Genomic DNA, 14,872 nt, shown 5'->3' with positions numbered 1-14,872 from the left:
TAGCAATTAATCAATTGGGCTATATTTAAGTAACGTGCCTAAATTATGTTGGTTTAAATATTGCTCTAACCAAGCTCTTTTCAATAAATCTAAGGTAGAAGGTTCTCTAGTTAAAGTATATTCCCACTGTGCGCCTTTCCACCAACTGATATAGTTAGCTAAATCATCATAAGCTTCTTGTACCGCTGTTTCTCCTGTCAACTGATAATATTTCTGTTCTTGAATAGAAACAATAAATGCTTGGATTTCTTGTTTGAATTTGGCAAAATCTTGCGAATTTTTAGTCAAATTGTCTATAGAATAAGCACATTTTGACCAAGAAATTTTGGTTCTAAAATCATACTGTTTATCTTTGAAAATTGGAAAGGCTAGTTTTAGTTCTTGAAGATTCTGAACTTGTCCTAAATTATAGGCTTTAGCTTTAATAAATTTTAAGGGAAATTGATTGGGAGCTGTGTAAATTTCTAAAACAGAAATAAACTCTACATATTCAAAGTTTTTGATCGAGGCTAATTGTTCTAATTCACTTTGAGAAAGCCCTAACTGCAAGCATCGCTGATACTCTGACTCTAAAACCGATTTAGGAGAATTTAGTTTAACTTTGACTAATCCTGCGACTTGATATTGTTTTAATCTTTGTTGCAGGTCTACATATTTCATTAGTTCTCATTTTACTGACTAAAAATAGCTATGATTTTGAGAGCTTAGTACAAGTTATAGCTTTAAAACTTGATTATACTCAAGAGTATTTATATGTGATGTACCTACACTGACCCTTCGGGTACAGATGTAGGCTTCTCCAAATCCCGAAGGACAGAGAGAACTTGCTTCAAGGTACTATTAGTAGTAGATGCGACTATTACTGGATTCCCTTTACGCCGTTTTAAAGTTGGAAACACATCCAGTCCAACCCTCTTGGTATTTATTCCAGCCGAGATGTCTCGGTCTACCAAAAGTTGATATTCTTCATCCCAATATTCTCTGATGCTGCAATCGGTAAAAACAAATTCATCTTTGTACGGCAGCAATTGAGATGTGTATTGTGGATTAACAGGTATTACCAAAGCACCAGCTTTCTCGGCTTTGAACTTCAGTATGTTGAAAAACTGACCAAAGGCAGCATCAGCCCAAGACTTATTTAGTCCTGATTTAGCTGACTGTCCATTAGGTAAAAACTTACCCGTCTCATCAGTTTTAACTTTATTCCTCCGACTCAACCCAGCAAGATTGAGTTGTTCATGAAAGAAAACTTTTTTGCCAGTATTAAGGAGAGCCTGGGCAGTATTGTAGGCATGATCTTTTCTAGCTCTCGCTATTTGCTGATGTAGCTTGGCTTCGCGCTTCGCCAGCTTACGACGAGATTTACTACCTCGTTTTTTTGTAGATTTACGCGCCTGAATCTTGGCTAGTTTGCCTTGAGATTTCCGAAATGACTTAAGACTAGGTAATTTAACGCCTTCGCTCGTAGCCAAATAGTCATTTTCATGAAGAACAGCGTCCATGCCCAATGAGTTATCCCAAGTAGGAGTAATATCGGGCTGGAAATCAGGAACAGAATCGTCTTGTAATCTTAGGTTGATGTACCAACCATCGACTTTCTTGATTACCTGAGCTTGCTTTAATGTTGCACCATCAACCAGTTGTCTATGATGTCGCACCTTGACCATACCTATTTTTGGCAAATTAATATGCAGCCATTTACCACCAACAGAGCAAGAATGAAGCTTTACCCCGCTCATAACCATCGATCTGAAACGTACGCTTGTTTTGAATCTTGGTTTGCCCGAACGCTTACCGTTTTTGTCTCCCGATACGAAACGACTGAAAGCTAGTTTCACCCGTTTGCACACCTCTTGCAGAGTCTGTGAGGGAACAGAATTGAAGTCCAACAATTCACCACTCCAGCCAACAGAAACCAAATCTTTTTTGATTATTGGTAGCTGCTTTTTTTGCCCATAATATTCAGGTTTTTCTTTTAACTGTGGCAAATGACAGATTAATGGGCATCGGTCAGTGTAGCTACGATTCTTCGACCACCAATCAAACCTTTCTCTCAGTTGGCGGTTGTACCAGTACCGACAGATACGAAGCCAGTCATTAAGGACAAGCTTTTGTTCTGTAGTTGGTCTTAGTCGGTACTGGTAGTTGTATAGCAAAATTAGAGTTGTTTATTTTGATACACTGATATTAACATATTTATCTCCACCTATTCATGAAGAAAGATTTTGTATCAAGAGGGCGTTCTGTATCTGATTTAAAAGCTCATTTAGTTTTAACAACCAAATACAGACGTAAAGTTTTGACTGCGCCAATGATAGATAGGCTTCATGAAATCTGGGAATCTTTGTTGGATAAATTTGACGGCAAAATCGTTGAGTTCAACGCAGAGAGTGACCACGCACACTTGCTTTTTCAATACCACCCAGAAATACAATTAAGCAAACTGGTTAATAGCCTTAAAAGTATTTCTAGTCGTAAGCTGAGGCAAGAATTTTTACCAGAACTAGAGAAAACATACTATAAAAAGAAAGTGGTTTGGAATAGTAGCTACTTTCTCGCGTCATGTGGTGGAGTTACTATTTCAACACTGAGAAAATATATAGAAAATCAAGATTCTCCTATAGCTAGTCTATTACTGGCGATTCATCCCACACTCATTGCTGTCGTAATAGAGATGTGGGGCTTCTCGCCAACTAGCTAAATTAGCTATCAGCTAATAGCTAATAGCTTTTTAAATTGCAATCAAGCTGCATTACTTCATCTTTCATATCTCGATTCAGCAACGCCGATTAATTAAGTCTTGAATTTTTCTTTACTTGGTTTCTTGTTATCTTGCATCTTCATGTTCACCGATTCAATATAAGTTCCAGCTTCTTGTAGAGCAAAAATTCGCTCACTATAGCGATTTTCGGGTGGTAGTAGCTTTAATAATTTCATTTTTTGTAACCTTTCTTTCACCCTGCCTGTTGCACCAACTAGAAATACTTTGCGATCGCGATCGCAAGCATCCTTAATCATGTTTTCAATTGCTAGAGAAGCAGTTACCCCAATTAAAGGTACGTCACTTAAGTCTAAGATTAAGACCTCAAATTTACTGACGATACCCATTCTCTGAGAAATGGTTTTAGCAGCACCAAAACTCATTGGACCACTAAGATTAAACAAAAGGATTTTTCCTTGGGCTTGTTTGAGAATATGTTTCTCAGCCATGGTTAAATCTGTATTTCCATCAGGATCGGTAATCGCCTGTACTCGAGTGCTTTGAAGATCGCTTAAACTTTTAACTGTCAGTAAGTTAGCAAAGAATACTCCCACAGCTACTGCCGTAATCAGATCGACAAAAACCGTGAGAAAAATCACCAGATACATTAAACCTGTTGCTTTGACCGAGATTTGGTGAGCTCTTTTAATAAAACTCCAATCAATGATATCAATGCCAACTTTGATTAAAATTCCGGCTAAAACTGTATGGGGAATATTTTCAGTGAGACTTCCTGCTTGCAGCACAATGATTAGTAAAACTAGGGCATGAATCATTCCCGAAATAGGAGTTTTGCCACCAGTTTTGACATTAATTACGGTTCTCATGGTTGCTCCTGCCCCTGGAAGCCCCCCAAACAAACCGGAAATTAAATTACCAATGCCCTGACCAATTAGTTCTCTGTCAGAATCATGGCTCGTACGGGTAATATTATCGGCTACCAAAGAAGTAAGTAAAGAGTCAATTGACCCCAAAACTGCCAACATCAAGCCATAACCCATGATGGATCTAAGTTTAGCAATATTAAATGTTGGCAATTGTAAACTAGGCAGTCCTTTGGGTATTTCACCTATTAAGGGCAGATCGCTATCAGGTAAAAAATATATTGCTACCAAAGTGCCAATAATCAATGCTAGTAGAGGAGAAGGAATAAACCGTGTTAATTTAGCAGGAGAGCCAAAAACAATTGCTAAAGTTAAAATGCCTAAAGCCGCAGCAGCGACATTAACATGAGTAAAAAAATAGGGAAATTGACTAATTGACTCAACTACATTGGCTGAGGGGGGATGTCCGAGAAAAGGGCCAACTTCGATAAAAATAATAATTAGACCAATCCCAGACATAAAACCTGAAATCACTGTATAGGGCATGAGGGTAATGTATTTACCCAACTTCATCACCCCAAACAAAATTTGAAATATTCCCGCCAACATGATCACGGTAAATGCTATGGCAACGCCATTTTCGGAATCAGTTGCCAAACCTGAAAAAACCGTAGCTATAACTACGGTCATGGGACCTGTTGGACCAGAAATTTGTGAAGGGGTACCACCAAATAAGGCAGCAAAAAAGCCAACTATGATCGCTCCATAAAGACCAGCGATCGCTCCTGCCCCAGAAGATACACCAAAAGCCAAGGCTAAAGGCAATGCAACGACTGCTGCAGTTATCCCGCCAAACAGATCGCCTCGTACGTTCTTAAAATGTAACCCATTAACCAGTTGCATAAGAATTTAGATAATTGCCAATATAACCAATACTTTACCGCGAATTTACTCTTAATAACTGATAGAAAGGTTACTATATAACTGCAACTAATAAAGTTATGGCAATTTCACGCTCAACACCACTGTAAAGGGTGCGGAATATCTAAATCTGATTTAAGAAAAACCGCGATCAAAACTATTTTTCTGCATAAAACTCAAAATATTTACCTAATCATAAACAAGAACGAAAAATTAGGTTGAAATAATAATGATGAAAACTTCTATACAGTTTAAAAGTTCTAGAAAAAGGCGCTCTGACTGGTATTTTTTACCTTCAATGTTCAGTGGTACAGCAGGCATAATTATTGGTTTGGCGATCGCTTCAGTAGTGGGCTGGGTTTAGAGACACTTCTCTTCAAAACTAAAGCCAGAAAATTTAGTTTACTTATAGCGTTTCTCAAATAAGTGAGGTACAAATATAAACTTAGTCAAAAACCTTAAAACCCCTATTCCCTATTCCCTATTCCCTATTCCCTGACTCCACCAAGGTGTATCTCATTAATACGAGAAACGCTTATTTTTAGTATCTTTACATCTTGAGGACTACCTATAAGTTTTGTCAGTCAATCGGGTTTTTATATCTTCAGATAGGTTTATTAATTGGCAGTATTTCTAATAATGTTAATTGTCAAAATAATTATTGATCATTAAAAACAATGGCAAATCCAAGCGATCAAGAAAAAACTACCCCTACAGCTGATGGTGGGAAACAAACTCCTGTAAATCCTAGCGAACGTAAAACAGGACAAGGAACTAGCCAAGATACGCGTTCTGGTGCAGAACCCGAAGCTCCAGGATCCAAAAATACTGATACCCCAGGCGATCCTAATCAAGGTACAGAAGCTCGTTAATTGAAACACTAATTACATCAATCAGGTCAGTAGTTTGTCTTAAAAAAAGATTATTTACTGACCTATTTATTGTTACTAACTTAGAGATTTATCTTAGTGAGCGAGAAGACCTCTTCCTTCAGGTGGAGGATGATAGCGAAACGAGGCTTATAAAAAAGGCAGCGCGTTGGCGGGGTACATGCGGCTAAAGCCTTTGTCCCGCTTGAAGTGACTGCCGCAGCCCAATGCGATTACGCCCACAGCCCCTCCTCTCCAATGAAGGGTTAAGTTTTTACAACGCAGATAAGTTCATGGTAAAATATTATTATGAAACAATTACGCGGATTTAAATACAGATTTTACCCGACTTCAGCGCAGCGATTAGAGCTGGCGCAAACGTTTGGCTGTACTAGATTCGTTTACAATTGGGCATTAGCTCTTAGAACCAATAGCTATTACCAAGATCAAGTGTCTCTTAGCTATACTGACACCTCTAATGCTTTAACTAAGCTCAAGAAAGATCCAGAAAAACCTTGGCTTAAACAAGTTTCATCCGTACCACTACAGCAAGGTTTGAGACATCTAAATACTGCATTTAAAAACTTCTTTGCTGGCAGAAACAAATATCCTCGATTCAAGAAAAAGAATAATCGACAATCAGCTCACTACGCGCCTAATGCTTTCAAATGGGAAGATGGCAAGCTAACTTTAGCTAAAATGTCTCAACCATTAAAAATTAGGTGGAGTAGATATTTTACAAGTGAACCCAAAAGTGTCACTATCTCTAAAGATCCAAGTAATAGATACTTTGTCTCATTTTTAGTTGAAGAAGAATTGGAGCAATGGAATTCTAGCACTGAAGAAATAGGTATAGATCTAGGCATCAAAGATGTGGTTGTTGCTAGCAATGGCTTTGCTTCAGGCAATCCTAAACACTATCAAAAATATCAAGCTAGACTCAAAACTTTACAACGCAGACTAGCCAGGAAAAAGAAAGGTTCTAATAACCAATATAAGGCAAGGCTATCTGTAGCCAAACTACACGCTAAAATAGCTGATTGCCGACTTGATTTTTTGCACAAGCTGAGTACAAAACTAGTTAGTGAAAACCAAGCTATCTATACTGAGACTCTAGCAGTAAAAAACATGATGGCTAACCATAAATTAGCCAAAGCTATTGCTGATTGTGGTTGGGGTGAATTTCTGCGGCAACTGGAATATAAAGCAAAATGGCATGACCGTAAGATTGGCGCAATCAATAGATGGTTTCCATCATCTAAACGTTGTTATACGTGCGGTCATGTTTTAGATAAGTTACCACTGGAAATTAGAAAGTGGACTTGTCCTAGCTGTAACTCTCACAACCTGAGAGATCAAAATGCAGCCTTAAATATTTTAGCGATTGGGCGCAGTCTTGGGGGTTTCCCCCATACGCGACCCAATCAAGAAGCGGTCGGGCAGACCGTGTTTGCTTGTGGATCAAGCTCTGGCGGGGATGTGTCTTTGACAGATCTAGCTATCTTGGGATGAATCAAGAATCCCCTCGCCTTTAGGCAGGGGAGTGTCAAGTTTGTTTCTAAGATCACCAATTGCTAATCAATATTTTCACCTGAACTGCGGAAGTAGCGATTGCGCTCCGCCCATCGCCAGAGGCGATTGAACTCCGTCCAGGCTCCGCGATCGCAAATCAGTGTAAGCTAACATCAATATTAAGCTTTGGCTAGAGCGATCAATTGTTTGACTTGGTTAAAGGCATGATCTATTCCTCGTTGTGTAATGAAAGAGAGTTGTTCGCCAAAATCAAAATTAACAGCAGGAATTAAAATCCAATAAGCTTTGATAACTTCGCCATAAAGTATTTGAGTTAAAGAAAGTAGCGATCGCGGATTGCAAGTGTGTCCGAAACTAGTGTTGTCATCTTCTGCTTCAAGTTGTTTTATTTGAACTGAAATGGGATTTTCCAAATTGGTTGCTATCGCATCGATAAAGATAACAGCATCAGCCTGAGCAATGATTTCGGCAAGTTCGGGTGTCAGTTGATGTACTGCGAGGGAGCGTACTCCAGGCAAATCCCATTGTGCTATCTTTCTAGCTAGTATTTGACCAGCACCATCATCGCTGCGAAGAGTATTACCATAGCCGATGACTAAAAAATTCATTCAAACCGATGATTAATAGTAGTTATTCAGAAGAAATAGTTTCTTTTGCGCCTCCTTGTTGAAGATTTAGTTTCATTACCTCAGAAAGACCAGAATTTTTGCCAAATTTAGTTCCTGTCAATATTGAGCGACTGAGATTGGCATTACTTAAGTTAGCTTCTTGTAAATTAGCATTACTAAGGTTCGCACCAATTAAATTAGCTAAGGCTAAACTTGCGCGATATAAGTCCGCATTGCTTAAATTTGCATTCTCTAGATAAGCTCCACTTAAATCAGCCCCACTAAGGTTGACATAGCCAAGATTAGCTTCACTTAAATCCGCATCGGTTAAGTCAGCACCTCTCAAGTTAGCCTTTTCGAGATTAACGCCATTTAGCTCCAGACTACTGAGGTTAGTTGCCAGTAAATTGGCTCCCGCCAAGTCAGTCTTTAGATCTAGCTTTGCCAATTGAACTAATTCTGCCATCTCATCGGTGTTGGCTGTGTAGATTTGTTGAATTAGCTGTTTGAGTTCATCTTGAGCTGGGAAATCTATCTTAGGTTTGTTCACTTCTTCCCCAATCTCTTTAGTTTCTAAATTAGAAAATCCTAATTGTGTGCGACTTAGAGAAGATGATAGTTGATTTTTACAGAGGAAAAAAACGATAGTTCTCTCTAATACTCCATGCTTATTGGGACTGAGATCGTGTCGCCATAGATCTTCGGCATCAATTAGAGTAACATCGGCTGGAAAAACATTCCAAGTGGCTTGAAGGATAGGCGATTGAGTAGTGTTCTTAATAGTCCCTAGCTTGACTCGCTGCAGAGAATCGACCAAAACTGATATTGGTGTTTTGAGGGTAAATATCCAGGTCGGTTCAGTCTCAGAAGCTGGAGTTATAATCTCAAAGTAATCATCTAATTGGGGATTGATTTCATCCAGTTGGCTATTTTTAAGTTTGAGTTTTAATTGACCGCCTTTTAAACCTATCTTGATGCGACCATCAAGTAAGGAGAACCATTGTTGATTAAAGTTGAGGCTTAAGTAAAGGTCATACTGATTACTATTGGCTGAATTAGAAGGAATAGGAACGGCTTCTAATGCCATTGATAACAAATCTGGGAATAAGTTCTGAGACTTCAATAACTGCATGACCACTACTACTTTGAAAAGTTGAAAAGGATTGCTTGTAAGATTGTAGGATTTATATTTGCATTGTTTTGAGAATTTACAGTTTAATTTACTAATTCTTAATTCCGATAAACCTCATTGAGGACGCTTCCGTCAGCTCCGACCAGTTGAACGTGTAAAGGCATCTGCCCTGCTGCATGAGTAGAACAACTCAAACAAGGATCAAAAGCCCGAATTCCCGCTTCGACTCGGTTGAGCATTCCTTCCGAAATTTCTGTTCCCTGAATATAATGTTTGGCAATTTGAGCCACAGTTTTATTCATTGCCAAGTTATTTTGTCCAGTAGCAATGATTAAATTAACTTTTTGGATTAAGCCATTTTCATCGACTTGATAATGGTGAAATAGAGTACCTCTTGGGGCTTCGCTGACCCCAATGCCTTCCAACTGATTAATTCCAGCAGTGGCGCGAGTACGTTGGGAGGTAATCTCAGGATCGTCAATTAGCTGTTCAATTCGTTCTAAAGCTGCCAAGATTTCAATCAGACGGGCATAGTGATAGAAGAAAGAAGAATTAGCCACTCTTCCAGCCCAATCGCGAAATTCTTGTAGTTCTCGATCTGCCTCTGGCGTCCCAAAATGAGAGCAAATATTAACTCGTGCCAAAGGTCCAACGCGATATATACCATCGGGATAACCCCAAGGCTTGTAGTAAGGGAATTTGAGATAAGACCATTTTTCAACTGCTTCTCCTAGATAGTCTTGATAATCATCTTCGCTAAGTCCGTCAGCGATAATATTACCCTGACTATCAGTAAAACGAATCTTCCCCCCGTAATGTTCCCAGAGACCATTTTTACCCACTAAACCCATAAATAAAGAAGGGAAATGACCAAATTGCTCGATTTCAGTAGCCAAGCTTGCCATTAAGTTTTTAAACAAGTCCAGAGCCATTTTTACAGTAGCGCGAGATTCTGGCAGGCGATCGCGTATCCAAGCAACTCCTTCTGGTGATAAAGGCGATCGCACTCCACCAGGAACAGCCCAAGCAGCATGAATTTTCTTCGCTCCTAATAGTTCAATTACGGTTTGTCCAAACTGTCGTAAGCGAATTCCTGCTCTAGCTAAATCGGGATCGGCAGCAATTAAACCAAATACATTGCGTTTAGCGGGATCGCTATCCCAGCCTAAGAGCCAATCGGGGCTACTAAGATGGAAGAATGAAAGGGCATGGGACTGAGTAATCTGTCCCAAATTCATCAGTCGTCGTAGTTTTTCAGCAGCAGCAGGAATTTTGACTGCCAGAATTTTATCTCCAGTTTTAGCAGAGGCGAGGAGATGACTTACTGGACAAATTCCGCAAATCCGAGCCGTAATACCTGCCATTTCGGTAAATGGTCTGCCCTCACAGAATTTTTCAAAGCCTCGATATTCAACTACATGAAAGCGAGCATCATCAACTTCTCCTGCATCATTCAAATAGATAGATATTTTGGCATGACCCTCAATGCGCGTAACTGGATCGATTACGATTTTTTTTGTCATAGCTACTTCTAGAGTTCGTAGTTAGTAGTTCGGAGTTCGGAGTTCGGAATTCGGAGTTCGGAGTTTGGAATTCGGAGTTCGGAGTTTGGAATTCGGAGTTCGGAGTTTGGAATTCGGAGTTCGGAATTCGGAGTTCGGAGTTGGTAATTAACCGAATTTAATCATTTCTCTTCCTTCCATTTTGGGTTGTTCTCCTTTAAGTAATGGCTCAATAGTTGCTTTGATGCGCTCGGCAGAAGGAGGACATCCAGGCATAAAAATATCTACAGTCACTACTTCGTGAAGAGGAAGCACTTGATCTAATAATTCGGGGACAATTCCTGGTTCATGGGGTAATTGAGCTGTTTCATCTGCTAATTCTAGATAACCTCGCTTTAGTACTGGTTCAGAACCACCCAACATATTTCGCATTGCTGGCACATTAGCTGTTACTGCGCAGTCACCAAAAGAAATTAGGGTTTTGGTTTTAGCTCTAACTTCACGGATTAATTCGAGATTATCCTGGTTAGCTACTCCACCTTCAACTAAGCAAACATCCACATCTTCTGGATATTCTTTAAGATCACAACCTACTGGACTGTAGACTACATCAACATATTTAGCCAATTCGATTAACCATTCATCCATGTCAAGAAACGACATATGACAACCCGAACATCCCGCTAACCAAACCGTAGCAAATTTTATCTTGTTCATTGTTAATTATTTTATTCTCTTGCTCAACTCCCGTAAGGGCGGTTCGCGAACCACCCCTACTGTTATCTCGTCCATTCTCGTTTTTCCCTAGCATTAACAACAAATTCTAATTTGGCGCGATCGCGTTCTTTTTCGGCAGAGGTTGTTCCTTTACGGAAAATTGAGCCTGTGGGACAAGCATCAACGCATTTTCCACAAGACGTACAAGCATTTACTTCCCCCCAAGGTTGGTTCAAACCAGATACGATATAAGCCTCAGCACCTCGTTGAGCTATATCCCATACATGCGCTCCTTCAATTTCATCGCAGACACGTACACAGCGAGTACAGAGGATACAACGGTTGTGATCGATGCCAAACTGCGGGTGAGATACATCTACATGGCGATCGGGAAAGCGATAAGGGAAACGAGTATGATCCATGCCTACTTCAACGGCAAGATCTTGTAGTTCACAATTACCATTAGCTACGCAGATCGAACAAACATGATTACCTTCTGCAAAGAGTAATTCTATGACCATGCGCCGATATTCTTGCAGTTTGGGGGTATTGGTATGCACCACCATCTCTTCAGTTACTTGAGTGACGCAAGAGGGTAAAAGTTTATTGATTCCTTCAACTTCTACCAAACACATCCTACAGGCAGCTACAGCAGCAACTCCTTCTAAAAAGCAAAGAGTAGGGATATGAACACCTGCTTCCTTGGCAGCTTCAAGGATAGTCTTACCTTCTTCGACAGCTACAGGAATATTGTTGATCGTTAAGGTTCTGACAGACATATTTTATTATCCTACTTGAATTGGCTCAACCTTTTGGTTACAGAATTGATGATGGCTAGAGTGATGATAATCTATACCTGATTGCCATATTAAAAAGTGTGTGGGAAAAGTTCAGTAGCCATTGATTAACCAGGCTATTGTCACGGGCGCGATCGCTTCAGTTATTAATACCAACAACCACAACCGTCCCTGCCAAATTCGGTAATCGGCGATCAAGACTTCCCAGGAATTTCCGAAGACATAATGACCGAAAACGAATTCAAACAGAATTGTTAAACCGATCCAAAAACAACTAATAAACAAAGCACTAGTTAACCATGTATCTCCCCTAGTAGCATTCGCATATAACCAAGAGAACAGGAAAATTACGGGTATAAAGAAAAGTGTCTTATAAACATGATTGCCATAATCTCCCAGTCGGGGAGCAACATAAGTCTGACCGATATAACCATTAGCGATCGCGATAATAGCCATCCCTAACCACATCCCCAGAGCGAGCACGTAATTAATACTTTTCATTGTTGGTCTGCTCCTAATTAGATAATATCAATGGCAGAATAAAAAACTCAAAACAAACACTATGAATTAACTGGTAACTTTGCCCTTGAGACTTTCTTGGGGAATCAATTCTTGATACTCTTCTGGGAAATAACGTAGCGTACTTAAAATAGGGTTGGGTGCGCTAGTACCTAGACCACATAAACTAGTTTCTTTAACCATTTGACACAAGGCTTCTAATTTTTCCAAATCAGCTTGAGTCCCTTGTTTATTGATGATTTTGGTTAGTAAACTATGAAGCTGCACTGTTCCTGCACGACAGGGAACACATTTCCCACAGGATTCCTCGCGACAAAACTGCATATAAAATTGAGCTACTTCTACCATGCTGGTAGCTTGATCCATCACTACCATTCCGCCAGAACCCATCATGGAGCCGATTTTACTGAGAGAATCATAATCAACAGGGATATCTAGCATCGATGCCGGGATACATCCTCCCGAAGGTCCCCCTGTTTGTACTGCTTTGACTTCTCCATCGGGAACGCCTCCACCCATTTCTTCAACAATTTCTCGTAAAGTAATCCCCATGGGTACTTCAATTAGACCATTATTGCGAATTTTCCCTGTGAGAGCAAAGATTTTAGTCCCCTTGCTATTATCGGTGCCAATACTAGAGTACCATTCTGCACCTTCTCGGATAATTGCTGCAATATTAGCCAAAGTTTCCACATTATTAATTAAAGTCGGACACTTCCATAAACCAGATTCAGCAGGATAAGGAGGACGAGGAACTGGATTGCCCCGCTTACCTTCAATTGACTGAATGAGAGCCGTTTCTTCCCCACAGACAAAAGCTCCAGCACCAATACGGATATCAATTTTAAAGTCAAAAGATGATTCAAAGATCTGACTACCTAAAATACCGTATTTCTTGGCTTGTTTAATCGCTTTTTGTAGACGTTCAATGGCTAGAGGGTATTCAGCGCGAACATAGATATAGCCGTGGTTAGCACCAAGAGCATAACCAGCGATCGCCATTCCTTCTAAGACGAGATGAGGATCGCTTTCTAAGACACTGCGATCCATAAATGCTCCTGGATCTCCTTCATCTCCATTGCAGATAACGTATTTCTGCTCTCCAGGCATCTTAGCTACTGTTGCCCATTTCAAGCCAGTAGGATAACCGCCGCCGCCTCTGCCTCGCAAGCCACTTTTACTAATCTCATTGACTACTTCAGCAGGAGTCATGTCGTAGATCGCTTTGTACAGAGATTGATAACCACCAACAGCAATATATTCTCCGATACTTTCGGGATTGACTTTTCCCGTATGCTGCCGAACAATTCGCATCTGCCGAGCAAAAAAGGGGTGTTGAGTGTCCCCTTGAATCGACTTGGCTACTCCTCCGTTTAGAGCATCAATTATACTTGGTGCATCATCTGGGGTTACTTCTTCATAGATAGTATCTTCAGGATCTACCTGTACCAAAGGACCTCGCCCACAAAAGCCCATACAACCCACCCCGACTACCTCCACGCGATCGCCTAATCCTGAGTCTTGCACTGCATTGGTCAGATTATCTTTGACCGACAGAGAATTAGCTGCTCGACAGCCTGTAGATGTACAACAATGCACCCGAATATTTTTATGTTTCTTTCTTTCTGTGTCGGCCAATGTCAGCAGTTCATTTAAGTCCATATCTGGTTTCGTAGTTCGTAGTTCGTAGTTCGTAGTTTGTAGTTCGTAGTTTGTAGTTCGTAGTTTGTAGTTCGTAGTTCGTAGTTCGTAGTTAGAGGTTATTAGGTTGTTTTCTCATCTCTACCATCTTCCTCATCCTCCTTGTCTCTCATCAAGCTATTATTTAAAAATCGACGAATCATTAAGCGTCAGATTGCCAAGCTTTGATTTTTTCAAGAACTTTTTCTGGGTCTTGTTTTCCAGTCACAGTACCATCAAAGACCACAGCAGGGGCGATTCCACAAGCTCCTATACATCTTGCTGTCATTAGAGAAACTTGGTTGTCTGAAGTAGTTTCACCAGCATGAATGCCCAATTCTTCTTCCATAGCAGAAATTATTTCTCCCCCACCTTTAACATAACAAGCAGTCCCCAGACAAACAACGCAACTATGTACCCCACTTGGTTTTAGAGAAAATAGATGATAAAAAGTGGCTACACCATAGACCCGACTTAGAGGTAATTTTAACTGCCTGGCTATATGTTCTAAGATTTCTGGTTCTAGATAACCAAAGGATTCCTGTGCTTTATGCAGAATCTCAATCAGGGCATCTTGACGATAGTGATTTCGCTTCATGGAAATGTCTAATGCCTTGAGCCGCTTATCCACTAGAGGTTTTTGTGGATTGCCAGCTTGAGCGGTTTTGGTTCCAGCAGCGATCGGTTGCATAGATTTTAGTTGATAACTAGAAAGTTTAACCCGATTTTATGATTTTTGGCATCGTAACTTTGCTTTTTTGATGCTCTTTTTTAGAAAAATAATACACAAATAACTATATCTATATAATAGTATTTGAAATTGACTATTAAACTAGGTATTTGAAAAAACTTAACTAAGTTAGCGAAAACTAATTTTTAAAAGTTTTATCTTAGAGGTGATGCTCTAGATGATTTTAGCGATCAAGAGATAATTAAACAATAGTATTGTTGTTTTACTCTAATTCTCAGTCTGATTTGAATCTAAAAATATTATCAAAAAATTATTTAC

15 protein-coding genes are annotated in these 14,872 nt (G+C 39.9%); 4 read left to right on the top strand and 11 right to left on the bottom strand.

Translation table 11 applies throughout. From position 1 onward, the window contains the following. Window positions 1-6: 6 nt before the first annotated feature. Together PLEUR7319_RS0130690 and PLEUR7319_RS0130685 are read right to left on the bottom strand one after the other, a co-directional pair. Window positions 7-660, bottom strand: a complete 654-nt coding sequence (locus tag PLEUR7319_RS0130690; protein ID WP_019509068.1) for a hypothetical protein — start codon at window positions 658-660, stop codon at window positions 7-9. Window positions 661-764: 104 nt separating this feature from the next. Next, complete coding sequence (locus PLEUR7319_RS0130685; protein WP_026102398.1) at window positions 765-2,156, bottom strand: RNA-guided endonuclease TnpB family protein; 1,392 nt, start codon at window positions 2,154-2,156, stop codon at window positions 765-767. 56 nt (window positions 2,157-2,212) lie between these two features. Between PLEUR7319_RS0130685 and tnpA the strand changes: the two genes are divergently transcribed. Next, window positions 2,213-2,701 (top strand): IS200/IS605 family transposase, encoded by a 489-nt coding sequence (tnpA, locus tag PLEUR7319_RS0130680; RefSeq protein ID WP_019504823.1) that lies wholly within the window; start codon window positions 2,213-2,215, stop codon window positions 2,699-2,701. 92 nt (window positions 2,702-2,793) lie between these two features. Here the strand turns inward: tnpA and PLEUR7319_RS0130675 are convergent, their stop codons facing one another. Further along, window positions 2,794-4,488 carry a SulP family inorganic anion transporter gene (locus tag PLEUR7319_RS0130675; RefSeq protein WP_019509067.1) on the bottom strand — a complete coding sequence of 565 codons (1,695 nt, stop codon included), beginning with the start codon at window positions 4,486-4,488 and terminating at the stop codon, window positions 2,794-2,796. 247 nt (window positions 4,489-4,735) lie between these two features. On the opposite strand from PLEUR7319_RS0130675, the gene PLEUR7319_RS43250 reads away from it, so the two are divergent. The 3 genes from PLEUR7319_RS43250 (at window position 4,736) to PLEUR7319_RS0130660 (ending at window position 6,887) form a co-directional block, all read left to right on the top strand. Further along, window positions 4,736-4,870, top strand: coding sequence for a hypothetical protein (locus PLEUR7319_RS43250; protein WP_256380652.1), 135 nt, complete (start codon window positions 4,736-4,738; stop codon window positions 4,868-4,870). A 313-nt stretch (window positions 4,871-5,183) separates the two neighbouring features. Continuing rightward, window positions 5,184-5,378 (top strand): hypothetical protein, encoded by a 195-nt coding sequence (locus tag PLEUR7319_RS0130665; protein ID WP_019509065.1) that lies wholly within the window; start codon window positions 5,184-5,186, stop codon window positions 5,376-5,378. A gap of 306 nt (window positions 5,379-5,684) precedes the next feature. Next, window positions 5,685-6,887 carry an RNA-guided endonuclease TnpB family protein gene (locus tag PLEUR7319_RS0130660; protein WP_019509064.1) on the top strand — a complete coding sequence of 401 codons (1,203 nt, stop codon included), beginning with the start codon at window positions 5,685-5,687 and terminating at the stop codon, window positions 6,885-6,887. Between the two features lie 179 nt (window positions 6,888-7,066). Here the strand turns inward: PLEUR7319_RS0130660 and PLEUR7319_RS0130655 are convergent, their stop codons facing one another. From PLEUR7319_RS0130655 to hoxE, 8 genes are all read right to left on the bottom strand, one after another. Beyond that, on the bottom strand, window positions 7,067-7,516 hold the full coding sequence (locus PLEUR7319_RS0130655) for a hydrogenase maturation protease (RefSeq protein ID WP_019509063.1): 450 nt from the start codon (window positions 7,514-7,516) through the stop codon (window positions 7,067-7,069). Window positions 7,517-7,538: 22 nt separating this feature from the next. Then, entirely contained in the window at window positions 7,539-8,648 is a 1,110-nt protein-coding gene (locus tag PLEUR7319_RS0130650; protein WP_019509062.1) for a pentapeptide repeat-containing protein, read from the bottom strand. A gap of 98 nt (window positions 8,649-8,746) precedes the next feature. After that, a complete protein-coding gene (locus PLEUR7319_RS0130645) occupies window positions 8,747-10,171 on the bottom strand; it encodes a Ni/Fe hydrogenase subunit alpha (protein ID WP_019509061.1) in 1,425 nt (474 codons plus the stop codon). A 147-nt stretch (window positions 10,172-10,318) separates the two neighbouring features. Further along, window positions 10,319-10,867, bottom strand: coding sequence for an oxidoreductase (locus tag PLEUR7319_RS0130640; protein ID WP_026102887.1), 549 nt, complete (start codon window positions 10,865-10,867; stop codon window positions 10,319-10,321). A gap of 62 nt (window positions 10,868-10,929) precedes the next feature. Further along, window positions 10,930-11,646 carry a bidirectional hydrogenase complex protein HoxU gene (gene hoxU / locus PLEUR7319_RS0130635; RefSeq protein ID WP_019509059.1) on the bottom strand — a complete coding sequence of 239 codons (717 nt, stop codon included), beginning with the start codon at window positions 11,644-11,646 and terminating at the stop codon, window positions 10,930-10,932. A gap of 111 nt (window positions 11,647-11,757) precedes the next feature. Further along, the gene (locus tag PLEUR7319_RS0130630) at window positions 11,758-12,165 is read right to left on the bottom strand and encodes a hypothetical protein (RefSeq protein WP_019509058.1); all 408 of its coding nucleotides are present in this window, start codon (window positions 12,163-12,165) and stop codon (window positions 11,758-11,760) included. A gap of 66 nt (window positions 12,166-12,231) precedes the next feature. Continuing rightward, window positions 12,232-13,845 carry a NuoF family protein gene (locus tag PLEUR7319_RS0130625; protein ID WP_019509057.1) on the bottom strand — a complete coding sequence of 538 codons (1,614 nt, stop codon included), beginning with the start codon at window positions 13,843-13,845 and terminating at the stop codon, window positions 12,232-12,234. 181 nt (window positions 13,846-14,026) lie between these two features. After that, a complete protein-coding gene (hoxE, locus tag PLEUR7319_RS0130620) occupies window positions 14,027-14,554 on the bottom strand; it encodes a bidirectional hydrogenase complex protein HoxE (RefSeq protein WP_019509056.1) in 528 nt (175 codons plus the stop codon). Window positions 14,555-14,872 lie beyond the last annotated feature (318 nt).

Source organism: Pleurocapsa sp. PCC 7319 (genome assembly GCF_000332195.1).
Lineage (GTDB): Bacteria > Cyanobacteriota > Cyanobacteriia > Cyanobacteriales > Xenococcaceae > Waterburya.
This window is presented reverse-complemented; position numbering and strand designations above follow the sequence as displayed.

Bases quoted from the DNA above. Each gene is read 5' to 3' on its own strand.
- PLEUR7319_RS0130690 (WP_019509068.1), bottom strand. From the start codon at position 660: ATGAAATATGTAGACCTGCAACAAAGATTAAAACAATATCAAGTCGCA.
- tnpA (WP_019504823.1), top strand. From the start codon at position 2,213: ATGAAGAAAGATTTTGTATCAAGAGGGCGTTCTGTATCTGATTTAAAA.
- PLEUR7319_RS0130675 (WP_019509067.1), bottom strand. From the start codon at position 4,488: ATGCAACTGGTTAATGGGTTACATTTTAAGAACGTACGAGGCGATCTG.
- PLEUR7319_RS43250 (WP_256380652.1), top strand. From the start codon at position 4,736: ATGATGAAAACTTCTATACAGTTTAAAAGTTCTAGAAAAAGGCGCTCT.
- PLEUR7319_RS0130665 (WP_019509065.1), top strand. From the start codon at position 5,184: ATGGCAAATCCAAGCGATCAAGAAAAAACTACCCCTACAGCTGATGGT.
- PLEUR7319_RS0130660 (WP_019509064.1), top strand. From the start codon at position 5,685: ATGAAACAATTACGCGGATTTAAATACAGATTTTACCCGACTTCAGCG.
- PLEUR7319_RS0130655 (WP_019509063.1), bottom strand. From the start codon at position 7,516: ATGAATTTTTTAGTCATCGGCTATGGTAATACTCTTCGCAGCGATGAT.
- PLEUR7319_RS0130650 (WP_019509062.1), bottom strand. From the start codon at position 8,648: ATGCAGTTATTGAAGTCTCAGAACTTATTCCCAGATTTGTTATCAATG.
- PLEUR7319_RS0130645 (WP_019509061.1), bottom strand. From the start codon at position 10,171: ATGACAAAAAAAATCGTAATCGATCCAGTTACGCGCATTGAGGGTCAT.
- PLEUR7319_RS0130640 (WP_026102887.1), bottom strand. From the start codon at position 10,867: ATGAACAAGATAAAATTTGCTACGGTTTGGTTAGCGGGATGTTCGGGT.
- hoxU (WP_019509059.1), bottom strand. From the start codon at position 11,646: ATGTCTGTCAGAACCTTAACGATCAACAATATTCCTGTAGCTGTCGAA.
- PLEUR7319_RS0130630 (WP_019509058.1), bottom strand. From the start codon at position 12,165: ATGAAAAGTATTAATTACGTGCTCGCTCTGGGGATGTGGTTAGGGATG.
- PLEUR7319_RS0130625 (WP_019509057.1), bottom strand. From the start codon at position 13,845: ATGGACTTAAATGAACTGCTGACATTGGCCGACACAGAAAGAAAGAAA.
- hoxE (WP_019509056.1), bottom strand. From the start codon at position 14,554: ATGCAACCGATCGCTGCTGGAACCAAAACCGCTCAAGCTGGCAATCCA.